The organism is Paenibacillus sp. TY11, assembly GCF_059772165.1.
The window spans coordinates 38,451-63,142 of the sequence record NZ_JCBAIQ010000005.1 but is presented as its reverse complement, the minus strand read 5'-3'; the positions used below and the strand labels follow the sequence as shown (position 1 = coordinate 63,142).

The 24,692-nt window shown below is 45.8% G+C and carries 25 protein-coding genes; 9 read left to right on the top strand and 16 right to left on the bottom strand.

From position 1 onward, the window contains the following. Positions 1-26: 26 nt before the first annotated feature. Positions 27-971: a heme o synthase gene (gene cyoE, locus AC6EJC_RS06615; protein ID WP_444953268.1), complete on the bottom strand. Its 945-nt coding sequence runs from the start codon at positions 969-971 to the stop codon at positions 27-29. A gap of 203 nt (positions 972-1,174) precedes the next feature. Between cyoE and AC6EJC_RS06610 the strand changes: the two genes are divergently transcribed. Next, a complete protein-coding gene (locus AC6EJC_RS06610) occupies positions 1,175-2,158 on the top strand; it encodes a metal-dependent hydrolase (protein WP_444953267.1) in 984 nt (327 codons plus the stop codon). A gap of 252 nt (positions 2,159-2,410) precedes the next feature. Here the strand turns inward: AC6EJC_RS06610 and AC6EJC_RS06605 are convergent, their stop codons facing one another. Beyond that, on the bottom strand, positions 2,411-2,632 hold the full coding sequence (locus AC6EJC_RS06605; RefSeq protein WP_226001721.1) for an alpha/beta-type small acid-soluble spore protein: 222 nt from the start codon (positions 2,630-2,632) through the stop codon (positions 2,411-2,413). Positions 2,633-2,753: 121 nt separating this feature from the next. Between AC6EJC_RS06605 and AC6EJC_RS06600 the strand changes: the two genes are divergently transcribed. Beyond that, complete coding sequence (locus AC6EJC_RS06600; protein WP_016324694.1) at positions 2,754-2,921, top strand: hypothetical protein; 168 nt, start codon at positions 2,754-2,756, stop codon at positions 2,919-2,921. Positions 2,922-2,949: 28 nt separating this feature from the next. Here AC6EJC_RS06600 and trpS read toward each other — a convergent pair whose 3' ends face one another. After that, entirely contained in the window at positions 2,950-3,939 is a 990-nt protein-coding gene (gene trpS, locus AC6EJC_RS06595) for a tryptophan--tRNA ligase (protein WP_444953266.1), read from the bottom strand. Between the two features lie 453 nt (positions 3,940-4,392). On the opposite strand from trpS, the gene AC6EJC_RS06590 reads away from it, so the two are divergent. Together AC6EJC_RS06590 and AC6EJC_RS06585 are read left to right on the top strand one after the other, a co-directional pair. Further along, positions 4,393-5,358 carry an aldose 1-epimerase gene (locus tag AC6EJC_RS06590; protein WP_444953265.1) on the top strand — a complete coding sequence of 322 codons (966 nt, stop codon included), beginning with the start codon at positions 4,393-4,395 and terminating at the stop codon, positions 5,356-5,358. Positions 5,359-5,448: 90 nt separating this feature from the next. Next, complete coding sequence (locus tag AC6EJC_RS06585; RefSeq protein ID WP_444953264.1) at positions 5,449-5,685, top strand: alpha/beta-type small acid-soluble spore protein; 237 nt, start codon at positions 5,449-5,451, stop codon at positions 5,683-5,685. Between the two features lie 247 nt (positions 5,686-5,932). Here the strand turns inward: AC6EJC_RS06585 and AC6EJC_RS06580 are convergent, their stop codons facing one another. Continuing rightward, complete coding sequence (locus AC6EJC_RS06580) at positions 5,933-6,334, bottom strand: O-methyltransferase (RefSeq protein WP_444953263.1); 402 nt, start codon at positions 6,332-6,334, stop codon at positions 5,933-5,935. A gap of 261 nt (positions 6,335-6,595) precedes the next feature. Continuing rightward, positions 6,596-8,383: a M3 family oligoendopeptidase gene (locus AC6EJC_RS06575; protein WP_444953262.1), complete on the bottom strand. Its 1,788-nt coding sequence runs from the start codon at positions 8,381-8,383 to the stop codon at positions 6,596-6,598. A gap of 97 nt (positions 8,384-8,480) precedes the next feature. Here AC6EJC_RS06575 and AC6EJC_RS06570 point away from each other — a divergent pair, with 97 nt between their 5' ends. Both AC6EJC_RS06570 and AC6EJC_RS06565 read left to right on the top strand, forming a co-directional pair. Further along, positions 8,481-8,651, top strand: coding sequence for a YycC family protein (locus AC6EJC_RS06570; protein ID WP_444953261.1), 171 nt, complete (start codon positions 8,481-8,483; stop codon positions 8,649-8,651). Then, entirely contained in the window at positions 8,648-8,884 is a 237-nt protein-coding gene (locus AC6EJC_RS06565; protein ID WP_023990206.1) for a hypothetical protein, read from the top strand. The genes AC6EJC_RS06570 and AC6EJC_RS06565 overlap by 4 nt, the downstream gene beginning before the upstream one ends. A 92-nt stretch (positions 8,885-8,976) precedes the next feature. On the opposite strand, the gene AC6EJC_RS06560 is transcribed toward AC6EJC_RS06565, so the two are convergent. Together AC6EJC_RS06560 and AC6EJC_RS06555 are read right to left on the bottom strand one after the other, a co-directional pair. Beyond that, positions 8,977-9,687, bottom strand: coding sequence for a DUF2225 domain-containing protein (locus AC6EJC_RS06560; RefSeq protein WP_190299625.1), 711 nt, complete (start codon positions 9,685-9,687; stop codon positions 8,977-8,979). A gap of 42 nt (positions 9,688-9,729) precedes the next feature. Next, positions 9,730-10,107, bottom strand: a complete 378-nt coding sequence (locus AC6EJC_RS06555; protein ID WP_444953260.1) for a globin domain-containing protein — start codon at positions 10,105-10,107, stop codon at positions 9,730-9,732. Between the two features lie 412 nt (positions 10,108-10,519). On the opposite strand from AC6EJC_RS06555, the gene spoVV reads away from it, so the two are divergent. Both spoVV and AC6EJC_RS06545 read left to right on the top strand, forming a co-directional pair. Then, positions 10,520-11,818, top strand: a complete 1,299-nt coding sequence (gene spoVV, locus AC6EJC_RS06550; RefSeq protein ID WP_444953259.1) for a dipicolinic acid transporter SpoVV — start codon at positions 10,520-10,522, stop codon at positions 11,816-11,818. A 66-nt stretch (positions 11,819-11,884) separates the two neighbouring features. After that, the gene (locus AC6EJC_RS06545) at positions 11,885-12,688 is read left to right on the top strand and encodes an NAD kinase (RefSeq protein WP_013372943.1); all 804 of its coding nucleotides are present in this window, start codon (positions 11,885-11,887) and stop codon (positions 12,686-12,688) included. Positions 12,689-12,749: 61 nt separating this feature from the next. Here the strand turns inward: AC6EJC_RS06545 and AC6EJC_RS06540 are convergent, their stop codons facing one another. Next, positions 12,750-13,664 (bottom strand): YutD family protein, encoded by a 915-nt coding sequence (locus tag AC6EJC_RS06540; protein WP_444953258.1) that lies wholly within the window; start codon positions 13,662-13,664, stop codon positions 12,750-12,752. 24 nt (positions 13,665-13,688) lie between these two features. Further along, entirely contained in the window at positions 13,689-14,591 is a 903-nt protein-coding gene (lipA, locus tag AC6EJC_RS06535; protein WP_444953257.1) for a lipoyl synthase, read from the bottom strand. A gap of 247 nt (positions 14,592-14,838) precedes the next feature. Between lipA and AC6EJC_RS06530 the strand changes: the two genes are divergently transcribed. Beyond that, the gene (locus AC6EJC_RS06530; protein ID WP_444953256.1) at positions 14,839-15,948 is read left to right on the top strand and encodes a M23 family metallopeptidase; all 1,110 of its coding nucleotides are present in this window, start codon (positions 14,839-14,841) and stop codon (positions 15,946-15,948) included. Positions 15,949-15,993: 45 nt separating this feature from the next. Here the strand turns inward: AC6EJC_RS06530 and yunB are convergent, their stop codons facing one another. The 7 genes from yunB to AC6EJC_RS06495 all read right to left on the bottom strand — a co-directional run bounded on the left by yunB (position 15,994) and on the right by AC6EJC_RS06495 (position 24,659). Continuing rightward, positions 15,994-16,803 carry a sporulation protein YunB gene (gene yunB, locus AC6EJC_RS06525; RefSeq protein ID WP_444953255.1) on the bottom strand — a complete coding sequence of 270 codons (810 nt, stop codon included), beginning with the start codon at positions 16,801-16,803 and terminating at the stop codon, positions 15,994-15,996. Positions 16,804-16,929: 126 nt separating this feature from the next. After that, a complete protein-coding gene (locus AC6EJC_RS06520; protein ID WP_444953254.1) occupies positions 16,930-17,862 on the bottom strand; it encodes an aldo/keto reductase in 933 nt (310 codons plus the stop codon). A gap of 83 nt (positions 17,863-17,945) precedes the next feature. Further along, a complete protein-coding gene (locus AC6EJC_RS06515; RefSeq protein ID WP_444953253.1) occupies positions 17,946-18,782 on the bottom strand; it encodes a carbohydrate ABC transporter permease in 837 nt (278 codons plus the stop codon). 2 nt (positions 18,783-18,784) lie between these two features. Beyond that, positions 18,785-19,687: a carbohydrate ABC transporter permease gene (locus AC6EJC_RS06510; protein WP_444953252.1), complete on the bottom strand. Its 903-nt coding sequence runs from the start codon at positions 19,685-19,687 to the stop codon at positions 18,785-18,787. Between the two features lie 32 nt (positions 19,688-19,719). Continuing rightward, on the bottom strand, positions 19,720-21,084 hold the full coding sequence (locus tag AC6EJC_RS06505) for an ABC transporter substrate-binding protein (protein ID WP_444953251.1): 1,365 nt from the start codon (positions 21,082-21,084) through the stop codon (positions 19,720-19,722). 99 nt (positions 21,085-21,183) lie between these two features. Further along, on the bottom strand, positions 21,184-23,040 hold the full coding sequence (locus AC6EJC_RS06500) for a sensor histidine kinase (RefSeq protein ID WP_444953250.1): 1,857 nt from the start codon (positions 23,038-23,040) through the stop codon (positions 21,184-21,186). A gap of 23 nt (positions 23,041-23,063) precedes the next feature. After that, on the bottom strand, positions 23,064-24,659 hold the full coding sequence (locus AC6EJC_RS06495; RefSeq protein WP_444953249.1) for a response regulator: 1,596 nt from the start codon (positions 24,657-24,659) through the stop codon (positions 23,064-23,066). Positions 24,660-24,692 lie beyond the last annotated feature (33 nt).

The window sequence follows — 24,692 nt, the reverse complement described above, 5'->3', positions numbered from 1 at the left end:
CATAACAAATGCCTCTAAGAATGATATTAGAACTTATGAACCGTATCGACGATCATCAGCAAGAAGCTGAGTGTCAGATGGTTAATGGAAAAGAAAAATACTTTTTTGGCCCAGGAATCCGTTTCTTCTTCCTTAATCGTAAAACCTTTAAAGGCATAGAACGCCCACAGCACGGACAGTAACACGGACACGATCATAAAAATCATACCGGCATATCCATAAGCATACATAAGGATGGGTACCGGAATCAGCAACACAATATAAGGAATCATCTGGATTTTGGTCCGATGGATGCCCTTCACGACCGGCAACAACGGAAAACCTGCTGCGCGATATTCCTCGACTCTGCGAATTGCAAGTGCCCAGAAGTGAGGCGGCTGCCATAAGAACAGTAGAGCGAATAAGAGCCAAGCGCCCATGTCAATACGACCCGAAGCGGCCACATAACCAATCACAGGAGGCATTGCACCAGAAATACCGCCGATAGATGTACTCCATGTAGACGAACGTTTCAACCAAAGTGTGTAAATGCCGACGTAGACGAACATACCAAGTAGTCCCAGTAATCCTGCCTTCACACCAGAGAAAGAGAATAGAACAGCCAACCCGACGACGCCCAAAATAATAGCGTATGACAACACCGTTGTAGGGGTCAGACGCCCTGTTGGCAGTGAGCGATTACGTGTACGCTCCATCTTTAAATCCAGTTCACGATCAAAATAGTTGTTAAAGACACAAGAAGACGCCATAACCAGCATTGTACCTAAAAGTGTAAGAATTAGCTTTATATAGTCAACGTCCCATTGCGATGCTAACCAAAAACCACCAAAGGCTGCAACCAGATTGGTACGAAGGATGCCCGGCTTTGTGACTGTAATAAAATCTTTCCAAGTGCCCGCCTTGCCGGGCGGTTTAGATTTTACAGAATAAGTAGCCGCATCCGAAGAAGTCTTATAACCAATATTATCCATTGTGAGTAACTCCCCCTTAGAGATGTATGAATTCGGGAGTAAGTTGAACTCCGATATAAATTTTATCATATACAAACCTTAAAAAGTTTGACAGAAAACGCACAAAACGTTCACAATTCCGATGGCAAATCGACCCTGCTGATCGTTTACAGTAAATTTGGGTAGTAATAAGTACAGGAAACAATACAAAAGGAGCGACAGATATGGATACAGCCACACACTTTGTCATGGGAATCGGATTGGCCGGGCTAGCCTACACTGATCCTGTTGTCGCCGGAGATCCAAAGTTGGCCGCAGTCGTACTGCTCGCTACAGTCGTAGGGTCACAAGCTCCGGATTTTGACACCTTGCTTCGGTTGAAAAATAATGCAGCCTACATTCGCAATCACCGTGGACTGTCGCATTCAATTCCCTTCTGGTTGATATGGATCTTGTCCATAACAGGACTGATTTGCCTTATCTTCAGGGATGTGCCCCCGGGTCATGTAGCACTATGGGTAACGATTGCCGTCTGCCTGCATGTATTCACAGATTTATTTAATACGTACGGAACACAGGCATTCCGACCGTTTACGAACAAGTGGATATCTTGGAATATCATCCATATTTTCGATCCCTTTATTTTTGGCACCCATGTTGCAGCGATTATGCTGTGGATCACCGGATTGGTTGCGCCCGCCCCCTTATTTATTACGCTGTACGTCATTATTGGCCTGTATTACATTTGGCGAACCTGGAGTCATTTCATGACCAAAAAAGCGGTACGTGATATGGACAATGGGCGCCAGGAAGGCGATAACTATTACATCATTCCCACCGTATCATGGAACCGGTGGCATGTGGTAAAAGCTCATCAGAATGGAAGTTATGACATTGGCGGATTAAATGGCAAACATTTATTTTGGACGAAACATGCAATTCCATCCGAACATCCAGCCGTAGAAGCATCCAAATCCTATCGCGATGTGCAGGCATTTCGCTATTTTTCCTCCTTTGCCGTTGCCGAGGTGGAGGAACTGGAATGGGGTTACATTGTGCGATGGGGAGACGTCAGGTATCGACACCGAAGACAATATCCATTCGTGGCTGTGGTCGCGATGGATAAGCAGTTCGGACTGATCAACAGTTATATTGGATGGCTCAGTGACGAAAAGATGCAAAAACGCCTTTCCCTGCATACGAATTAGAACCTGCATACAAGCTAACAACAAGCCGCATGAACAACAGACAGCAAGTCTCCCTTAATCTGGAGCTTGCTGTTTTTTTGGCCACTCGCAGAAAAAATCGCATCTCATGAAAGCGCCCTCTTGACGAAGCGGACTTGCGTGATTCACAATGGTCATAAGCCATGCGCAAAAAAATCCGGAGCATGATCGCTCCGGATTTTCTTCATCACAGTTGCTCATAATACAGCTTCCAGGATGGAGTGTTTATGTGTATTACTGCAAGCGGCTGTTGCCCGACAAGGATTGCTCTGCTTGTTGGACCAGCTTTTTCGTGATGTATCCCCCAAGAGAACCTGTTTCGCGGGAAACGACATTACCGAAGTAACCGTCCTGAGGGATTGTGATGCCAAGTTCTTGTGCTGCCTCATATTTTAATTGTTCTAAAGCGGCGTTGGCCTGCGGTACTTGCAGGTTGTTTGAACGACGTCTGCTCATATTTGAATCTCCTTTCAGTTCTTTGTGAGTGAGGTTCATTGCAAGCTTGCAAGATTATTATGGCTCGCTTACACCTACTTATTCCTGAAATTCAACATTCGAGCGCTGGAGGTTTTTACCAATGAGCAAAGGTCTATCCCTATGGTTCGCCGTTTCATCCATTGTCCTGCTGACGGCAGCCGCTATATCCATCAGTTATTCCGCATGGCTTGCCATTTTACTGGGGCTTCTATCTGTCGGCAACATCGGCTGGGGCTTTGTGATCAAGGCCCGACAACGCCGCTCCTAAGCCAATTCTATATTGCCTGCAATATGCTTTAGCGTAAACGTGGCAGAAAGCCCATGCGCTCTTTGACCGCAGACAGCGTGACTTCAGCAGCTTCTTGCGCACGCTCTGCGGATTGGGCCAAAATACGTCCAATCTCACCGGATTCCCGGATGTCGCGATAGCGCTGCTGAATCGGTTCAAGCATAGCTACAACCGTCTCTGCCAATTCTTTCTTAAATGTTCCGTACATTTGACCTTCATAGCGATCCTGCACTTCTTGGAGCGACAAACCGGAACACTGGCTGTAAATGCCCATCAGATTACTAATTTCCGGTTTATTGGCCGGATCATATCTAACCTCACTGCCAGAATCGGTAGTAGCGCGGCTGATTTTCTTGCGTATGACTTTCGGTTCGTCCAGCAGAGCAATATAGCTGCCTGCATTCGGATTGCTCTTGCTCATTTTTTTGGATGCATCATCCAGGGACATAATTCTCGCCCCTACTTCAGGGATATACGGTTCAGGAACAGTAAAATAATCTCCATAACGGTGATTAAAGCGGCCCGCCAAATCGCGTGTCAGCTCCAGATGCTGTTTCTGATCGTCACCTACCGGGACAAGATCCGCGTTGTAGAGCAAAATGTCAGCTGCCATCAGCGACGGATATACGAACAGTCCCGCTCCTACGGAGTCCTTGCCAGCCGCTTTGTCCTTAAACTGAGTCATACGTTCCAGCTCGCCCATATTCGTCAGTGTTGTCATCAACCATCCCAGCTCAGCATGCTGAGGAACATGGGATTGTAAAAAGACATTGGATTTCTCCGGGTTAATACCTGCTGCGATAAATAATGCCGCTACCGCCTCCGACTGCTCACGTAATTGAGCCGGTTCCTGCGGTACGGTAATCGCATGAAGGTCTACAACCATAAAGTAACATTGATGATCCTCTTGCAATTTGACAAAGTTTTTCATTGCGCCGATGTAATTGCCCAAAGTAAGTTGTCCGCTAGGCTGAATACCTGAAAGTACAGTTTTCATATTCTTCCTCCTCCGTTTATTTCATAATTAGAACGCAAAAAGGCCCCGCATCCTCAAGGGACGCGAGACCGTGGTACCACCCTTATTCATTGCCGTCAGCTTATTACTTGTCGGAGCTATGCCCCGTGGCCGCATGCAATCTTAAAGCTCCGTTAACGGGGAGCAATCGGCCGTCATACTGAGGAAAGTAGAATCCTGTTCTGTGCGGCACTCCAAGGTCCATTCAGCAGTGCAGGCTCACCGGTTCCCATCCACCACCGGCTTTCTGAAGAGCTTATGCAAAAGCTTACTTGTCCTCATCATCGCGTTATCCATGTCATTACTTTCTAAACTACATTAATGATAATTCCGCATAATGTTATTGTCAAATGACGATTGTGCCCTACGACCAAAAATCTGTTATCATAATGACACGAAGCTTCAACCGATTATAGTGGACAAAGGAGCATGGATATGAAACAAGTGACCAAAGAACACTGGAACGGTTACGACACGTATGTTTTACATAGTAGTGAACTAGAAGTTACGATGATCCCTCGCCTCGGGAATAATATTATCTCAGTGCGTGATCTGAAGCTGGACCGGGATATCGTACGTCGGCCTGGTGAGGAAGAATTGGCTTTCTATTTACAAAAGCCTTATCATTTTGGCTTGCCCATTTTGATCCCTCCAGGCCGAATTCGCAAAGGACAGTTTGAGTTTGACGGTGTTCCATATCAGTTCGACCGAAATACAGCCAACGACAATCATATACACGGTCTGCACCGCAATCAATCCTGGCGTTGCAGTGATATTGAAGAGGATGAAGAAGGTTGCAGTGTAACTACCGAGCTTCTGACAGAAAGTGATCCGCACTGGATGGAACAATTCCCCATTCCTTTGCGTCTGGAGATGACTTATCGCTTGCAGGGTGCTGTATTAAGCCAAACGCTGCGCGTAACGAATCTGGGTGATAAAGCAGCACCATTCGGCTTGGGATATCACACTTGGTTTATGGTGGACGGAGAGCCTGAGCGCTGGCGCCTGAAGCTGCCTGTGAACGGAGTATATGAGCAGGATGCTGAACAGCTACCTACAGGTATCATTACTTCGTTGGATGATTTGGAACAGCTCTCTTCAGGTCTTTCTCTGAAAGGAACAAATCTGGATACGCTGCTGCGGGCAACGGAAGGCCCTGCTGAAGCTCTTTTGACTCGTGATGACGGTTATCAAATCCGCTACACAGCAGATGAGCAATACTTTAAGTATTGGGTGTTATATACCAAAGGTGAATGCGATCAGTATCTTTGCATTGAGCCTTATACCTGGCTGTCTGATGCTCCCAATTTACCTGATCCTGTCGGAAAAGGCGGGCTGATCCGTCTGGAACCTCAGCAATCCATCGACCTCAAAACTCAGATTCATATCATATATCCGTAATTTCCCTATAGTCACTTTTCTTCCTTCGGCGCATATTTTCATAACTCTGTCGCATACTAACCTCATCACAGCCGAAGGAGGTGACTACACATGAATGAAGCAAATCAAGGCAGAAGTCGCCGCAGTAACAATCTAATTGTTCCTCAAGCCAACAACGCACTGCAACAATTGAAATTTGAAGCTGCACAAGAGCTGGGCATCACCATTCCGGCAGATGGTTACTACGGTGACATGCCATCCCGTGAAGCTGGTTCTCTGGGAGGCTATATCACTAAACGCTTGGTACAGCTGGCCGAACAGCAATTATCAGGTCGTTCAGGTCAATAAGCGTCATTATTCCACATGAGCATTCCGTTCATCGTAATTTACCAAAATGTGTTATAACGGGCATATAACAAAGGCGGTCTTCCTTAGGAAGACCGCCTTTTCTTTACTCTTTTTATAAATCAGCATTTTGCAAAATTCGATTCCAGTCGCTCCGAAGTGCAAGATATAGACGAACTAAACCATTTCGATCTATATCTTGTTCATTGGAAGTCGCTTATGGATTTTTGCAAAATCCTCATATTGATGATTATTCCGAATTAGCCGCTCGGTATGTAGGCTTTTTATAGCGGATCATGAGATTCGCCATGTTGTAGTTGGACTCCAGTGTTGCATCTACCAAGATCGTTCCTTGTCTGATGGCAAAATCGAAAGCAATCTCACCATGAGTCCAGCTACGCTTGTGATTTAGCGTTTCCAGGGCCATACGCCGAAAATCCTCCCGATGCTTGGCAGATAACCCTGGTTCTACTGCTGCAAATGTACCACCTTTACCTGCAATCGGATTATGCCGAATCCCAAATTTCCCAACCACATTGTTACGTATTTGCACAAACACGATGCCTGACGACAAACCCGCCAGCTCATTATCCAGTTCTTTAAAAACGATATCCATCTGCCTAACTAACGACAATTGACCTAATTCATCCATTGCAAAAACCCTCCTATATACCTTCTATAAAAATAATTAATAGGTCTTACGACTCAATTATATGCGAAGATTTTTAACCTTACAATCAAAAACAACATAATTGGGTATTTATAACTATTTTCTAAGTATATCCATCATTTTAAATTTCGCTAACAGGTAATGTCAATTGCACTTCGACATTTTGCGACTTTATTCATCATCTTCTGCGATTATTACAAAAAAGGCCTCCCTTGTGGGAGCCCTTTCTAAAGTGTAAATTCGTTATTTTGTCATTTGCAAAAATTGCTCAATATCCTGAACGGTGACTTGCGCAGCATTACGCCAGAAGTCAGCCTGTGTTAAATCGGTACCCAAGTGCTTGGAAGCCAATTCTTCCACTGTCATGCGACCTGTATCACGCAGCAAAGCATCATATTGGTCAGCAAAGCCGTCAGGATTTTCCTTCGCAAAAGCGTAAATTCCTGCACTGAACATATACCCGAATGTGTACGGGAAGTTGTAGAAAGGAGTGTTCGTAATATAGAAATGCAGCTTGGATGCCCAAAAATGAGGATGAACCTCATCCAGAACACCACTAAACGCTTCACGCTGTGCTTGTTCCATCAACTCGCTTAATTGCTGTGCTCCTACGACTCCTTTTTTCCGCAGCTCGTAAAAACGGGTTTCAAACAGGAAACGGGCATGAATGTTCATAAAGAAGGCTACACCACGCTGGATTTTATCCTCCAGCAAAGCTACCTTCTCCTGACCCTCGGCAGCTTCCAGCAAAGCATCCGACACAATAAGTTCTGCCAGCGTCGACGCCGTCTCAGCCACGTTCATGGCATAATTTTGATTCAACGGATGCAATTCATTCATCACATGCTGATGATAACCGTGTCCGAGCTCATGGGCCAGTGTCGAAACATTGGATGGGGATCCGGCATAGGTCATAAAAATACGGGTCTCTTTGCTCAGACGCAGGGATGTACAAAACCCACCCGGACGTTTGCCTGGACGATCTTCTGCTTCGATCCAGCTTTTCTCAAAAGCCATTTGAGCAAAGTCAGCCATTCTCGAACTAAATTTACCGAATTGCTCAACAATCGTTACAGCTGCATCGTCGTATGAGATTTTAGTCATCGACGTTCCCAGCGGAGCTTCAACGTCATGCCAGGACAGCTTCTCTAAGCCCAGCAGCTTTGCTTTCCGCTCCAAGTATTTGACTACAATAGGCTTCGTTTCATTAATAACCTGCCACATCGTATCCAACGTTTGGGCTGACATCCGACTGATTTCCAGCGGTTCCCTAAGCACGTCTGTCCAGCCTCGGTTTTCATATAGCTTAAGACGGAAGCCTGCCAGATGATTCAGAGTATCCGCACAATAGTCCTCTACTTGAGTCCATGCCTCTTCCCAACGTGCAAACACGTCTTTACGCACGCTGCGATCTGCTTCATCCAGCTTATTAGCTGCCTGACCTACAGACAGGTTTACGATCTCACCATTTTCTGGCACAGGAATCGTCATATTTTTGACAATGGTATCATAAAAGTCACCCCAGCCGTGATAGCCATCCACTGCCAGATCCAATGCAAGGCTCTCCAATTCAGGGGCCATTTTTTCACGTGCTTCGTTCCGGTATTCAGTCAGGACAAAAGAAATCGGCTTGATGGCTTCGCGCTCCATCCACTTCTGCCAAATGTCTTCACTGGTTTGTGCCAGCAAGTTCTGGAAAGATACCAAAGCACTTTTCCCTTGGGCATACAGCGTATTAACACGTGCCCCCAGTTGAACAGCCAGCTTGTCGTGCTGGTTTTGAGCAGTTAGACAAGAGACAAAGGACCCCGCCTGCGACGCTCCATTAAACAGCTCCTGTATGCTATTCAGCACACTATCCAGACGCTCGGTATCCAATACCGTTTGTGGTACTTTGGCCGCTTTAAGCTGAGATTGCAGCTGTTGTACCTTGCTCTCCATTTCTTCCAAAAATGCATGAAATGAGGCGGAGGAAGAGCCTCCGCTAAAAATAGATTCCAGATCCCATGTTTGCTTTAATGGTGTTTTCATAATAGTTCCACCTTTCTTTTTTGGCGAATTCATGTGGTTTCATATACAATAAAGCTACATCGTGATCGAAAAATCACTACAATAGGAGGAAAACAGGATGAGACCCTTACAAATTTCGCCGGAAACGGCTGTGAAATTATCCGAAAAGCTCGGCATTCCGCTGGAACACCTTATGCATACACCCCAGCACATTTTGATGCAAAAGCTGGCCGAACTGGCTAAAGAAGAAACCGCTGACCCGAACAGCGGAGAATCGGACAAATCATGATTCCTTTTCACAAAACCTGGCCTTATGACATCGTCATGGGAGACGTTTATGTACAGTCTTGTCCGTTTTGCGACCATGATAATGTTTTGCTGCCCCTGAAGCCAAAAGAGCTTAAGCTTATTCATGAAGGCATGAAAAAGCTACTTGTGTTCCCATGCTGCCATAACAAAGTTACTTTGGTGGATTGTGACGACGATTATTTGCTCTCAGATACCACGTTGCGCCATCATTAATTCATGAGGCAGTTGTAAGATAAGGTAACCCGTTTTACAAACAAGGTGTGAACCATGAGCCTAAATCGGCCATAGTGCACACCTTTATTTTTTCAAGAGGAGCTTGCGTCTTGCATTTCCTCCGGCAGCTGGAAATTTTTAGCCAGCATTTGTTCTCGCAGTAAAGCCCACTGTTCGCGGGAAGCCCGAATCATCGCTGCATCCATAATTTTTTTGTCATTAATGACACGCGAAAACCAGCGTACCGCTTCGTTAAAGTTGCCTGTACGTCGATGCAGTTCACCAATCAGATAGAGCAGTTTGGCATTATTCGCCCCGACGCCCTCCAGCTCATAGACCCGAACGTAAGAATCCAGACTAAATTTGAGAAAGCGAAGCTCCTGCTCTTCATTTCCCTGATATCTGTACATCCATGCGATATGCTGCAATAGACTGGCTAACACGCGTTCCTTTTCTCCGATGACCTGCGCACAGAGTAAACCAAGCTTATACGTTTCTAACGCCTCTTCCCAGCTACGATGCCCGCCATATTCGCGAGACTGCCAGCGATTACCAATTTTATCCTTAAATAGCTTGGTTTGCTGATCGCTTAACTGAACGGTAGAGTGCTCTGTCGAGGTAAATCCACAATGAGGACAGACCCGTACGACGTAAAAATCCGGATTTTCGTTCTTGTAATAAGCGCAAAAATCTGAATCCGTACGAATGGCCTTTTTTAGGCTTGGTCTGACACGGGATGTCTGAAATTCTTGTTCGCAATGCGGGCAAGCGATTTTGATCTGATATAACGGTTCAAGTTCCAATGTTTTTACAACCCTCTCCAAAATTCGGCAATCCCCGAAAGCTTACGGGGTATTTACAAAATGATGCGCAGGACCGGACAAACGATTAAGTATGATTGAACGAAGCGGCTCCTCAATGCCCGTATCCGTTAACGCACCTGCCATACAAGACAACCATGCCTCTGCTCGCTCCTCCGTTACGGGAAACTTCATATGTCTGGCGCGTAACATCGGATGACCATATGCATCAGAAAAAAGGGACGGTCCCCCAAAAAACTGGCTCAGGAACATATACTGCTTTTCCTTTACCGGTTCCATGTCTTTAGGAAACAGGGGACTTAACAACGGATCTTTATAAACTCTCGGGTAGAAGGCCTCAATAATAGTACGAACACCTTCCGCACCCCCAAGGTTGTCATAAATGCTCAGGCTAGGATTCACTTTTTCCTCCAACTTTCTGTGCTATGGTAATAAATATACACCCGTATTATAACAAAAAACAAAAAATGACGCTAAAAATAAGCGTCATTTTATCATTTTAACATATGAAGAGGGTTTGCTTCGTTGTACACAGCTTCGTCATTCTATAATACAACTAATAACTCCGCCAATCCTCTTCTCCGGGATGGACGAGAGAGGCGCGAATAACATACACAAAAGCACATACGAACAGACCGGCAACGATACTCATCCTGATCACTCCATCCTTAAGGTTATGGATCGTTGTTTTCCTATTTTAACATACTCTTTACAAAAATACAGCATTCCATGTAACCGTTTTCTTTACTTTTTTTGTACTCTTTGTCCATCCCCGACATAGGTATAATAGTACAACTCCAAAGGAGGGGCCTCTATGTCGCTGTACCGCCGTTACTCGCTTCCTTTGCTCATCCTTATGCTGCTATTCCTATTTATGCTTATGGCCGCATACCCGCAATCTTCTCTGAATGCCGGGCTTCGGGGGCTTGCCATCTGGTGGGACGTGCTGTTTCCGTCTTTATTCCCGTTTTTCGTTATTTCCGAGCTTCTCCTCGGTTTCGGAATTGTTCATTTCATAGGTGCGCTGCTGGATCCGCTGATGCAGCCTCTATTCCGTGTACCTGGCTGCGGAGGTTTTGTCGCTGCGGTCAGCTGTGCATCCGGCTACCCTATTGGGGCCAAACTAACCGCCAAGCTGTGGGAGCAAAAATGGATCACACGCATTGAAGGAGAGCGTTTGGTCGCGTTTACGACTTCCTCTGATCCGATATTTCTGATCGGTGCGGTTTCCGTTGGCTTCTTCCATCAACCAGAAATTGCACTCGTACTGGGCGCGGCCCATTACGGTGGTGTACTCATCATCGGGCTGCTTATGCGCTTCCACGGTTCCCGTTCAGGGGAAGCAGATACTCGCAGCGACCGCCCTCAACCTACTCAAAAAGCCTGGTCGAAGTCTGCAAACACCGTAGCAGCAGGTCGCAATAGGCCGCCTGGACCACTACGCCAAGCGTTATATGCCATGCATGCAGCACGTTTAGAAGATGGTCGTCCATTTGGTGAGTTGCTCCGTCAGGCGATTACTTCCTCCCTACGCCTTATTATTGTCGTAGGAGGGCTGGTTGTATTCTTCTGCGTTATTTTAGAAGCTTTGACAAACTCTGGTTTAATGAGCGGGCTTCATCTGCTTACAGCAAGCCTATTGACTGTATGTGGTCTTCCTCCTACGTTAACGGAGTCCATCGTGGGTGGTATTTTCGAAGTCACTTTAGGAGCGCAAGCTGCAGGTGAAGCCACAGCAGCGGCGTTACCGTTCAAGGTAGCCGCAGCAGCTTTTGTTCTCTCCTGGGGTGGGCTATCAGTTCATGCACAGGTTGCAAGTATTTTAAATATGACGAATCTCCGTTATATGCCATTTTTGCTGGCTCGGGCTGCGCACGGCATCATCTCGGCACTGCTAGCTCTCGTGTTATGGCCCCCGCTAATGGGACAGAGAAGCTCTCCAGTCTTTTCTCCGATATACGACATCGCATGGTCCCCTGGCTTCTCGTCCGCCATGCTGTTGCAAAGTCTGCTGTTTCTTGCCTGTATGCTGGCAGGAATGCTTAGTCTCTCATGGTTGAGCGTGGGTACAAGTCGCTTATTGGTACGGTTGAGAGGAACACACAGGCAATGAACGATTGTGTTCTTGCTCATAATTGATTATGATCGGTATATACCCATGACAAAGGAGCTTTTCATCTTGAGATATTATGTTCTGGATCGCGGGGATCAGCACTCCATGGACTTGAGTCAGCAATTTCACCGTCTTGCCCAAGAAAAGAATTTCAAGCTGGATGCCGAATCGCCGGAAATCGTCGTGTCTATTGGAGGCGATGGTACGATGCTTCATGCGTTTCATACCTTCATCGACCGCATTCCGGATATTGCCTTTGTTGGTGTACATACCGGTCATCTGGGCTTTTACGCTGATTGGCGCGCGGACGAGCTGGAGGAGCTAATCCACCTGATGAGCCAAAGCGGATCCGAGGGACCGCTTAACCCGAGAATCGTTAAGTATCCACTGATTGAGTTGGAGATTCACAAGAAGTCAGGCAATGCTTCTTTTATTGCCTTGAATGAGTTTACGTTAAAAGGGGTGGATGGCACTGTCGTTGCCCAAGTAGATATTAACGATATCACCTTTGAAATGTTCCGTGGTGACGGTATATGCGTTTCTACCCCATCAGGAACGACCGCCTATAATAAAGCACTTGGCGGAGCTATGGTTCACCCCACCATAGAAGCATTGCAATTGACTGAGATCGCTTCCATTAACAACCGCGTGTATCGGACACTGGGATCGCCATTGCTACTCCCAAAACACCATCATTGTGATATTTTTTCACGGAAAGATCAGCGTCTTTTATTGACAGTAGATCATCTAAACTTTCCTGTGGATGACTTAATCTCTGTTCGATGTCAGGTCGCAAGTCAGAAGATCAGCTTCGCTCGTTACCGTCCTTTCCCATTTTGGGATCGGGTACGCAACGCTTTTCTCAATTAGCATCCGCAAAAGAGCCGACTATGGCTCTTTTTTTTATAAACAAAGAACGGCTCCTGAAAATTCAGGAACCGTTTTGTTGTGGAGCTGTGAATGTTTTATTCTTTTTGCTACCCTCAGCTCTTTCGACTTTGTCAGCTGGCTGGATCTGACGCTGGCCCTCGGGTTCACGTGAGACACGAACTTGCCGGCCCTCCCGATTTTCCTTTGGTTGACGCTCATAGCGAGGTCCACGTGATTCCTTTTTATCGAAATTCCCTTGCTGATTGCGCTGTCTACGTGGTTCCCGGGCTTGCTGCCCTTCACCCTGACTGCGTCCATCCTTTGCTTCACGTGGTTCTCTTGGCTGACGGGAATCACGTGCTTCACGCGGCTCACGCTGCCGATTTCCTTCACGTCCTTCTCTGGGTGGACGACTTTCGCGAGCTTCACGCGGCTGTCGCTCACGTACTTCCTGGGCTTCCTTCGGTTCCCGACGTTGCAACTCGCGTGGTTCCCGGGCTTCTCGAGGCTGCTCCTCTCGCGACTCCTCCATAGCTGTGTAACCCTGCTGTGGTTGCGGCCACTCCTGTTCTCCAGCTGTATGTTGCAATACTTCTTGCTGCTCTTCGGTTTCTAACGTTTCCGCTTGTTCCCTTTGAGCATCTACCAACTGCTGAATGTCTGGAGAAACGATTTCATCATTGATGCCGTTCTTGTTAAGCACTTCACGGCTTTTTTGCAGCACAAAATAGGCACAGCCAAAATTGCAGTATTCATTAATATAATCGTCCAGTACCCCTATGGATGTATCCTTATTTGCTTTGGGATGCCCGTCTCGATAAAAGCCCTTCAGACGCAGCTGATTGTAACCCCAATCACCAATAATGTAATCATAGCGATCCAGCACTTCACTATACCGATCACGAAACGCTTCGGGATTCCACCCGTTCTTGTGATCCTGCAACAATTCATAGTTTTTACCACCGATTTGAAACAAGCTATTCTGACCGCCTTTCCCGGATCAAGCCTGCGAAAGGGCGCCTTCTTCCTTATGCTGAGCGGCTGACTTCACCTGCTCATGCGCTTGGTAGGAGCTGCGGACCATCGGACCGGATTCAACGTGGCTGAATCCTCGCTGTAATCCCTCTTCCTTTAACTTCGCAAAATCTTCCGGTGGATAATATTTTTGCACATATAAATGTTTCTCGGACGGCTGCAAATATTGACCAATTGTCATAATGTCACAATCGACTTTACGCAGATCATCCATGGTTTGTAAGATCTCGTCCCACTCTTCTCCAACACCTAACATGATGCTTGATTTGGTTGGAATAGCCGGATTTAATTGCTTCGCACGTTGAAGCAGCTCCAGAGAGCGATGGTATTTCGCTTTAGCCCGAACCTTGTCGGACATGCGCTCCACCGTTTCAATATTATGATTCAGAATATCTGGCTTGGCATCCATGACGATTCGCAGCGATTCAATATCGCCCATAAAATCGGGAATCAATACTTCTACACTGCAAAAAGGTAATCGACGGCGAATCGCACGAACCGTTTCTGCAAATATAGTAGCGCCCCCATCTTTCAAATCGTCGCGAGCCACACTGGTTACGACACAGTGCTTCAAATTCATGTTTTCAGCCGCTTCCGCGACGCGTTCAGGCTCCTGCAAGTCCAGTTCCGTAGGCATTCCCGTATTTACTGCGCAAAAACGACACGCACGCGTACAAATATCACCCAAAATCATAAATGTAGCTGTCCTATTGGCCCAGCATTCATATATATTAGGGCATCGTGCCTCCTCACATACGGTATGTAATGTCTTGGAACGCATCATGCTCTTGATTTCCTGATAGTTATCACCTGTCGTAAGTTTAATACGAATCCAGTCGGGCTTAGCTTCCTTCACTCTTTTAGACAATGGCATAGACCTTCTTTCTGATAAGCTTAAGCTGTCATTGCCATACATTATAACATGAAAGCCATGGAAAAACCTCCATTCATTGTTCCCTTTTTGATATGACAATGATGCCGGAAAAAGTAAACTCTTTATATGGATAAAAGCGGCGGATATGGCTCAACCTAAACAAAAGCGCCCTAATCACGCTATTGAATACGGGCCTAGAATAACCGGGCGATTAAGCCCCTTCTATAGGAGGTCGGTTCACGTGCCTTACCCTACGCGGACAGCCCGCGCTGTTCGTCTGTTATCGCTGCTGTTATGCGCTACTACACTGACAACGGCCTGTCCGCTTCCTGCTCATGCCTTTGCCAAGCACTTACAGTCATCGTCCGCCAGAAGTAGCCTGACGACAGCAAATGTGGATGCTTCACAAGCTCAGTCTTCATTGTATACGTCCAGGCTTGCTTTATATCATTCCATTGAAGCCCTGACAGGAGTTCCTTGGTACCGGCTGGCCGCCATCGACCAGTATGAACGCACGCTTACAGTAGCCCATCCCAAAGATCGCAAGCATGCGGAACGGATCACAGGTATTTTTGTCACGGGACCGATCTGGTCCGGCCTGATGAACCCTGATTCGGAGGATCAAAATCCGCGTTCCATTGAACTATTTTCCGGGCTGGGACAAGACGGTTCGGGTGATGGAATCGCTGACCGCAATAATGACAAGGATTTGCTGTTCAGCATCGCTTCTTATCTCGAAAAATATGGAAACAACGAGGATGAATTTGGTATTGCCGTGTGGGAATATTACCATAACAGTCGCGCGGTTCAAAGAGTTCAGCAGTTTGCCAAGCTGTATCGGACGTATGGCAAGCTGGATCTGGTCAGTCAAGCTTTTCCGCTTCCTTTAGGCAGCATTTATAGCTACCGAAGCACTTGGGGAAGCCGGCGCAGCTGGGGCGGCTTCCGTATACATGAAGGGACTGATCTGTTTGCTGGCTACGGAGTTCCGGTTCGCAGTACATGCTACGGTGTAGTTGAAATGAAGGGCTGGAATCCCTTCGGAGGATGGCGAATCGGAATTCGAGATCTCAACAACCGCTATCACTACTATGCGCACCTTTCCGGCTTTGACAAAACCGTTCACAACGGAGACATCGTTACGCCCGGTCAGACGGTTGGCTGGGTCGGAAGCTCGGGCTATGGAAAACCGGGTACCCAAGGCAAGTTTCCACCGCATCTGCACTATGGTATATATCGGGACAATGGCTGGACAGATTGGTCCTTTGACCCGTATCCGTTATTAAGACAGTGGGAGCAGACCGAACGCAAAGCACTCAAAACAGGAAAAACAAAAGGGACCTCCTCGTAGGGGCCCTTTTGTTTTTCCTGAGCATCTCAGTCACTCCCCTCTGCTTTATGGTGTTGGGGACTGACTGGAGGATTTTTGGTTTTCCTGTACCTCTGAAACACTTTCTATGCTGGAATCTATAGCCCCGCTGCTCTCTATGGAATGGGGAGGCAGCGCCAACTGCGGAGCGGTTGCACCATTTTTACCCACTGGTTTACCCTGATTGTCATAGTAGTACATCGGAACGTTGCCTACCACCAATAAATAAGAAACCGGAATTTCCGTCTCCACAATCTGAGGTTGCATCTCAAACGGTATAACCACGGACACTTCCGTCGTAATCCGAATGTACACTTCCACCAAGATCATGTTTATGCCCGCATCCTGTTGACGCGTATTTAAATCCACCTTGATTGCTCCATGCGGCTCCACCTTTAGGGGTACCTTTGGTCCATAAGCTGCCAACAGCGGACTGCCCAATGCCTGACCAATCGGAACACTCTCATCAAAATGGCTCATGCTGTCCATCGTTGCCTTGACTGCTTTGAGCGTGTCTGACGTAATTCTCATATGCTCCGCATAATTCAGAACAAAGCCGGAGGTTCTCCCTTGTGCATCCGTTCTCCATTCGATCAGATTATCAGCAGTCTTCCCCTGCTCTACCTGTGCTGTAATTGCTGAATTAATAGCCTCCGTCGCCATTTGTTTGACCCGCACTTTTGCCAGGTGCATCATGGGCGGCTTCAAATGCTGCTCCACATAAGCAGCCATCTGTATGATCCCTACCAGCAGCGCCAGTGCCACAATAAAAAAAACTCTACGTCTGCCGCGTCGCCTTCTGTTGGGTGCGCTGTGCCATTGCGGTCTTCTTATCATCCGATCCCCCCGCAGCGTTGAACTTACCCTACAAGGATATGCGAGGGGTACACGAAAAAGAAGCCGCCCGTCCGGCAGCTCCTCTAGATGGAACAAATATATAATTGCAAATATAAGGTGCACTCATTATTTGAAAATGTGGTCAATCTTTTCGATATCAGCCTGACTCAGTTGGACATTCAACGTTTTCAGATTCGCCAGAACCTGCTCCGGCCCCTTCGCCCCTGGAATGAGGGCATCAATCGAATCACGGGTCAAATACCATGCGAGCACAACATGAGCAACCTCTGCATTCAATGCATTGGCAATCTCCCGTACCTGCTCCACTTTGTCCAAATTACGAGCATATGCTTCTTTCTGGAATAATGGATTTTTCGCTCTGTTGTCCGTGAAGGTTGTGTCTTTCGTATACTTACCGCCCAACAATCCGGAAGCCAGCGGGAAATAAGGCACAAACGAAATGCCATTGGCCTTGGTGTAAGGCAGCAGTTCCTTCTCAGCTTCCCGTTGGAGCAAATTATAATGGGATTGAAGCACATCTACATAGCCGTCACTATTCGCATCCTTAAGTTGTTCAATGGAAAAGTTAGATACGCCAATGGCCATGATTTTGCCTTCGTCCTTGAGCTTCTTCAATTCCCCGACTGCCTCTGCCTTCGGCGTAGCTTCATCCGGGAAATGGATATAGAACAGATCAATATAATCGGTCTGCAATCTTTTCAGACTGGATTCGACGGATTCACGTAAAAAAGCAGGCGAGTTGTCAAAAACAACCTCTCCGTTTACAAATTTGTGTGCCCCCTTGGTCGCAATGACAGCTTCCTCACGTTTGCCGCGCTCCTTCAGCACCTCACCGATCAACCGCTCTGAGTGCTCAGGTCCATAAATAAAAGCCGTATCCAGAAAATTGATGCCGTTATCCAAAGCTGTGCGAACGACTTCTTTGCCCGTTTCATCATTCAAACCGGAAAAAAGATTATGTCCTCCCACCTTGTTTGCACCCAAACCGATTGGTTTTACATGTAGATCTGTTTTGCCAATACGCACTTGCTCTGCCAATTCACGTCATCTCCTTTTCGAAAGTTACTTCCATTTTAATATTAAATTCCAAAAAAAGCAAAGTGCGTACCTGGCAGTTGCTCTTATCCTTTAATCCCCGTCAAGGCAATCCCTTCCATAAAATACTTCTGTCCTATGGCAAACAGAATAATAGCAGGCAAGACAACAATTAAAGAAGCGGCCATCAAAACGCCCCATTGAGCCGAATATATTCCCTGAAACTGCTGCAGCCCAATCGCCAACGTAAATTTGCTCTCATCATTAAGATAAACTAGCGGTCCCATAAAATCATTCCATGTATTCAAAAACGTAAACAATCCGATGACCAAAATCGCTGACCTCGACAAAGGTAAAATAATACGGGTAAAAATCGTAAAATGGTTACCTCCATCCACAAATACAGCTTCATCCAGTTCTCGCGGAAGAGTCATGTAAAATTGTCTTAGCAAAAAGATATTAAAAACGCCTCCACCAAAAAACGAAGGTAATACCAATGGAACGTACGAATTAACCATGCCTAATGCCTGCCAACCAATAAAAGACGGAATCAGCGTGACCGCAAATGGCAGCATCATGCTGCTTAATAACACGGCAAATACCTTATCTCTTCCCTTCCATCTCATACGCGCAAAGCTATAGGCAGAAATGGTACTCGACAGAAGTACACCCGCCAAAGTACCTGCAACGACGATAAATGTGTTCACAAAATAGCGCCCAAACGATAACTCTTCAAACGGTTGTAAGAAATTCTCGAATACAAAAGGCTCCGGAATCCATTTCGGCGGGATTAAAAAAATCTGACTTAAATCCATCATGGAGCTTCGTACCAACCAGTAAAAAGGAAACATGCAAAAAAGTGAGCCCACAATGAGAACTGTGTAGAGCAACACCCTGCTCCCACTCCAACCGCGTCTTTTCATCCTCATGCCCCCCCGCCTTCGTAATACACCCATTTTCGGGCCGTCTTGAACAAAAAGGCAGTGAATATCAAAACCACAATAAAGAGCACCCAAGCAATAGCACAAGCATAACCCATATTCGAAAAAGTAAATGCCTCGCGGAACAAATAAAAGGTATAAAACAAGCTGGAGTTATTGGGTCCGCCCTGAGTCATGACGTAAGGCTGAACAAACACCTGAAATCCACCGATGAAGCCCATAATCGTATTAAAAAAAATAGTGGGCGATGTCAACGGAATTGTAATATAGATAAGCTTATGGAGAGCGTTCCCACCGTCAATTTCAATGGCTTCATAATAATGTCTAGGTATATCTTGCAAGCCCGCTAGAAAAATAATCATGGTCCCTCCAACGGTCCATAAACTCATTAACACAAGAGTAGGGACTACAGATCCTTCGCTATAGATCCACTGACTTTCGGGCAAATGCAGCGCACGCAGCACCACATTTAGCAAGCCAAGATCCGGATCAAACAGCCACATCCAGATCATGGACGATGCAATGAGTGGCACAATGGTAGGCAGGTAAAAAACGGTCCTGAAAAAAGCCAGACCTTTTACCTTTTGATTGAGCAATATCGCCAAAAAGAAAGCTACAATAACTTGCAGGGGCACACTCAGCAACACATAATAAAACGTAACCCCGAGTGATTTATAAAAAAATTGATCCGTTCCATCAAATAAGTGGATGTAATTATCCAGACCAATAAAATTGGCCTGTGAAGCAACCTTATAATCGGTAAGACTGAACCAGAGACTAGCGATCATCGGTCCCAGAACAAAAATGATAAAGCCGAGAATAGCAGGGGCGGCAAAAAGCCACCCCAACCAATTTTCCCTCTTACGAATAGAAGATAATGATTGCATTCTATCCCTCTCTTTCTGTCAAAACACTCACCCTATTCTTTCGGATACGTACCCTTAAATTCCGCGTTGGCCTTTGCGGAAACCTCCTTGAATGCTTGCTCCACCGTTTTCTTGCCCAGCCATACCTGATCCAGCGCCGGGTTAATGATCGCATTGATTTTTTCAGAGTTTTTTAGATAGTAATCGTAAGAATTGACACCGTTATGCAGCGTTTGGTTCATGACAGCATCACGGTATCCATCCGCATGACCTGGTTTGACATCCGCCCATTTGTTAATCAAGTCTGGTTCCGTGTACCACTTTTTCATGACAGGCATCCACAATCCGCTAGAATGCATGTCAAGTCCGCTTTCAGCATCCAGCAAGAATTTATAAAACATCCATGCTTCTTTAGGATGTTTGGTTTTGGCAGAAATCACTTCCGGTTCGCCAAACAGGATCGTTTTGCTGCTTTTCAGTTTGGGTAATACGCCTACACCGAAATTCACCTTCGATTCTCCAAGATCCAATTGAACCCACTGCCCATCCAGATCCATCGCTACACGCTTACTTTGCAGTGCTACGGCCGGGGAAGGTATATTTTTGGACTGCGTCGGGGATGGTGCCACATGATAAACGTTGATCAGATCAGCCATCTTCTGAACAGCTTCAATCACATCAGGATTCTCAAGATTAAGCGAGTCCCCTTTGTCTGAAATGACACTTGCGTTATTGGAAGGCACGAGCAGATGCCACATCCATGTGTCAAACCGAACTCCATACTGTTTAATGTTACTTGCATCGAAATTGGGACTGAGCGCATTATTTCCCGCTTTATCAATGGTAAGCTTTTGTGCTGTCTCTAAAAACTGTTCCCATGTCCAAGCGTCCTCAGCTTTTACCGGTGGCAAAGCAACAGCAGCCTCATCAAACAAATCTTTATTGTAATAAAGCGCGAAAGCTTCCTCAGTTACCTTGACCCCTGCCACTTTGTCCTTATCCCAATAGATGACTGAATTAGGAATTAGACTTTCCTTCGTTAGCTCCTTATCTTCCTTCAAAAATTCATTTAAGTTATACAGTTTACCTTGTTCAGCCCATTGCAGAGCCTGTGCTTTATAAATGGGAAATACATCTGGTGCCTGATTGGCAGCAAACATCGTCGTTAATTTGGTAACGTAATCCCCGGGGATATGCATATAGTTGATTTTGATCCACGGATATTTCTCTGTGAATTTTTTAGCGATTTCCTGTTGAACTTTCTTTTCATTGGTGCTGCCCCAACTGGCATAGGTCAGTGTCACTTGCTCGTGACCCTGCAAATCTACAGGCTTGCTGCTGCTCTCATTTGAGCTACAGGCTGACATAAGCCCAACGATCAAGCACATGCAGACGATCCATAACTTACGTTTTAACATTGAGTAACGCCCCCAAACCGTTTATTTTTTAACTTTTCGTTTGTTGCTTCGTCACTAAACTCATTTTAGCAAACGCTTACATTATTAAAAGTCGTACTATCATTGGATTGGTGTCATTTGATTAGATCTATGAATTTCTCCGATGCGGATCAGGACAAATGTCCCCTTACCTTCTGGCGAGTGGAGCGTAACCCCATATTCCGTCCCATATAACAGCCGTACTCTTCTGTCTACATTTTTAATGCCCGTTGACCGGATTTCTCCAGCTTGAATTCGGCGTATATGATCTTCTTGAATTCCTAATCCATTATCCTCGACTTTAAAACACACCAATTGCTTCTCGATCCAGGCTGTGATCCTAATCCGACCACCAGATTCCATTTCGGCGAAACCGTGAATAATTGAATTCTCCACAAAAGGCTGTAAGAAAAGTTTGGGAACCTCCATCTGAAGCAAAACCGGATCAATATCATATTCCACCGTGAACTTGTCCTCAAAGCGATTCTGCATAATATAAATGTATTTTTCCAGCCAATTTAGATCTGTCTCCAAGCTCCATGTGTCGTTTTTATTTCGAGTAGTAATTTGCAGCATTTCCGCCAGATTAATGATCAATTGGCCCAGTTCCTGCTGTTTATGTTCTAACGCAATCCAATACATGGTCGTTAAGGTGTTATACAAAAAATGGGGATTCAGCTGTAGATTAAGTGCCATTAACTCCGACTCTTTGGCTCGCAGACGTGACTTGTAATTTTCCTCGATTAAATCTTTAATTTTTTCATTCATTTGATTAAATCGCATCACCAGATCCCCTAGTTCATCATAGCCACGTTCAGGAATTCGAATATCAAAATGCCCCTTCTCCATAACTTTCATGGCCTGTTTCATATCCGTGATGGGCTTGCTGATGTAAACAGACAGTAAATAAGCAAGGATAACAGCAACGAGCATCATAAAGCCTAAAAAAAACACCGTGTAGGTGCGAATCGTTGACAGATGTCCCAATACATCTTCCATGGGAATGGCTATATAAGATACCCAGCCCGTCGTCTTCATCGCTTCGTAAACCAGTAATATGCTTTGACCCTTAACGTTTACCATTTTCATCCCTTGTTCCGAAGTAATGGCATCCTTAAGCCAATCCGCCACGGGTCCCCCCTCTTGTTGCTGTCGATCTGAACTCATGACCATTCCGTTGTTATCATGAATCATGCCATAGGATAGATGTGCAAATCCGCTGCGGGCTGCATAATCTTCAAAGCCTCCTGTTAACAAGTCAGGACGGAAATTCAAAATAAGTATAGGCTTTTCCTTTCCCTCCGGAAGCGTGTGGAAGGTTCCTGCATCATCTATTGCAGTCAAGTGAAGCTGCTTCACAACAGCAAATAAAGAACTAAACTCGTAGGTGCCCTGTTTTAAATCCGGCTGATGAAATGTATCGGCATACGAATAAGCGGGAATCCATTGGGTAGCCCCCTCTGCTTCCACCGCTGTTGTTGCCAAGGGAGAGGAATAGAACGGCTGAACGGGAATATACATCCGATTGGTGCTTCCGTATGCATAATTTCGCGTCATAATCTGGGAAGCATATACTTCCTCCATATTGCCAAAGTATCTGTACAAAATTTTCGAAATGCTGCGATCAGCTCGTAAAAGCGATGAAGAATCCGAAGTATCCACGGCCGTAATGGTCTGAAGAAGCTCGTGGTCGATTGGAATCATATCTACGGTTTTTTGAATAGCAGTCAGCTTGTTATCCAGCAGCTGGTTATTACTACGCAGAACGCTTGTAACGCTATCTGTTACATTTGTAGTAATATTCCGTGCGCTCGTTTCGAAGTAAACAAAACCTAGGATCAAAACCATAAAACCAGACAACAAAAAATAGGACAGCATCAATTTCGTACGAAAGCTACTGTCCAAAAATTTTTGGTACATATATTTAACTTGGCGCATCGTACCTTCCTTTCACCTAACGATCAGTTGAATTTCCTACGAAATTCTTCCGGTGTATGCAATACGTTTTTTTTGAAAACTTTAAAAAAATACTTGATATCTTTATAACCAACCTGTCTACTAATTTCTGTGACCTTGTCGTCTGTATGCAGCAGTAAGTGCTGAGCCTTTTGCATCCTGAGCTTCACCATATATTCTGTGAACGAGAGTCCAAAATAATTTTTGAACAGAATGCTAAAATAGGAGGCATTATAGTGGAAGCGCCGGGCCACGATCTCCAGACTTAGGTCTTCATGTAGATGTGTATCTAGAAATTCCTTGCACTTTTTCATAATGGATTCGCCTTTGGAACCGCTATGAAGCTCAAGGATCAGCTCTTTAAGCCATGATGCAACTCGATCCTGGAGGCCCTGAAGACATGTGGCTTCTAAGATAGCTTTGTTCATCTGTTCCGAGTGACGTGAGTAAAATTCTTCACTCCACCCTATATTTAACCGTTGTAAACTAACCAACAGAAGCTGTATCAATTTCATTTTAAGCGCTTCAGGGGCAGGATACCCTTGCGTCATTCGTTCAATGAAATTTTGCACCCTATCCAATAGCTGATCGATCTCTTCATTCGAGATAGCGCTTTCAATAAATTTCAAAATGGTCATTTGTTCGTGTGTGCTCATTTCCTGTACCGGCTGTTCATCATCTGAAACGACAAGGTTCAAACATCTGATGTGAGGTGTATAAAAACGCATGGAGATGAGACGAACGGCATTTTCGTAAGATTGGCTTATTTGCATCTCATCAAAATCAAAAGGTTGCCCCCAAGCAGACCAGATCGAAATAGATTGCTGGTGCTCCATCTTTTCCAGTCCGACTTGAAGTGCACTTTTGGCTTCCTTACCTTCAGCCCTGTCCTTCCAATTTACAACTGCGACCACATGGTCTTTATGGGATTCGAGCGGAAACACGACAGATGACGCCCAAGACCGCAATATTTCAACAACCGTATTACGGAGTAGGGAATCCCGCTCATGTATATCCGCTAGGCGGGAGGCAGATGCTCCCAACGCGAGGACTTCTCCTAACCCCTGCCATCCAAAGTGACTCTTTAATAGGCTTTTCTCGTGAGGCTGTAACTTGTCTGTCACCCATCTGCTAAACAAATGCTCCAAAAATGCGGGCATACTCTGCCCAATCTGGTTCAACGCCGTTCGATTTTCACTGAGTACTTCCTGCTCTTGTACAATTACCTTTTCCATGTGTTGAATCACTTCAATGAGCTGCTGCGATTGCACGGGTTTCACCAAATAATCATTCGCCCCGTACCGCACTGCCTGCTGTGCATAGCTAAATTCCTGGTAGACTGTCACTAAAATAACTTTGGTCTCATGCTGACCGGATGTTCTTAATTGTTGAAGATATTCAAGTCCATTCATAATTGGCATTTGAATATCTGTAAAAACGATCTGGATCGGTTTGGACAACGAAATGCTCAGAGCATCTTTCCCGTTCTTGGCTTCCCATACCTCGTATTCGGGACGTAAATCCCTGACCATGGCAGCCAGCCCTCGACGTTGTCTAGTTTCATCATCCACAACAAGCACTCCCAGCGGGATCGAATTCACTGACTCCCCTCCTGTCGTTTTCATACACTCATT

Bases quoted from the DNA above. Each gene is read 5' to 3' on its own strand.
- cyoE (WP_444953268.1), bottom strand. From the start codon at position 971: ATGGATAATATTGGTTATAAGACTTCTTCGGATGCGGCTACTTATTCT.
- AC6EJC_RS06610 (WP_444953267.1), top strand. From the start codon at position 1,175: ATGGATACAGCCACACACTTTGTCATGGGAATCGGATTGGCCGGGCTA.
- AC6EJC_RS06605 (WP_226001721.1), bottom strand. From the start codon at position 2,632: ATGAGCAGACGTCGTTCAAACAACCTGCAAGTACCGCAGGCCAACGCC.
- AC6EJC_RS06600 (WP_016324694.1), top strand. From the start codon at position 2,754: ATGAGCAAAGGTCTATCCCTATGGTTCGCCGTTTCATCCATTGTCCTG.
- trpS (WP_444953266.1), bottom strand. From the start codon at position 3,939: ATGAAAACTGTACTTTCAGGTATTCAGCCTAGCGGACAACTTACTTTG.
- AC6EJC_RS06590 (WP_444953265.1), top strand. From the start codon at position 4,393: ATGAAACAAGTGACCAAAGAACACTGGAACGGTTACGACACGTATGTT.
- AC6EJC_RS06585 (WP_444953264.1), top strand. From the start codon at position 5,449: ATGAATGAAGCAAATCAAGGCAGAAGTCGCCGCAGTAACAATCTAATT.
- AC6EJC_RS06580 (WP_444953263.1), bottom strand. From the start codon at position 6,334: ATGGATGAATTAGGTCAATTGTCGTTAGTTAGGCAGATGGATATCGTT.
- AC6EJC_RS06575 (WP_444953262.1), bottom strand. From the start codon at position 8,383: ATGAAAACACCATTAAAGCAAACATGGGATCTGGAATCTATTTTTAGC.
- AC6EJC_RS06570 (WP_444953261.1), top strand. From the start codon at position 8,481: ATGAGACCCTTACAAATTTCGCCGGAAACGGCTGTGAAATTATCCGAA.
- AC6EJC_RS06565 (WP_023990206.1), top strand. From the start codon at position 8,648: ATGATTCCTTTTCACAAAACCTGGCCTTATGACATCGTCATGGGAGAC.
- spoVV (WP_444953259.1), top strand. From the start codon at position 10,520: ATGTCGCTGTACCGCCGTTACTCGCTTCCTTTGCTCATCCTTATGCTG.
- yunB (WP_444953255.1), bottom strand. From the start codon at position 16,803: ATGATAAGAAGACCGCAATGGCACAGCGCACCCAACAGAAGGCGACGC.
- AC6EJC_RS06515 (WP_444953253.1), bottom strand. From the start codon at position 18,782: ATGAAAAGACGCGGTTGGAGTGGGAGCAGGGTGTTGCTCTACACAGTT.
- AC6EJC_RS06510 (WP_444953252.1), bottom strand. From the start codon at position 19,687: ATGCAATCATTATCTTCTATTCGTAAGAGGGAAAATTGGTTGGGGTGG.
- AC6EJC_RS06505 (WP_444953251.1), bottom strand. From the start codon at position 21,084: ATGTTAAAACGTAAGTTATGGATCGTCTGCATGTGCTTGATCGTTGGG.
- AC6EJC_RS06500 (WP_444953250.1), bottom strand. From the start codon at position 23,040: ATGCGCCAAGTTAAATATATGTACCAAAAATTTTTGGACAGTAGCTTT.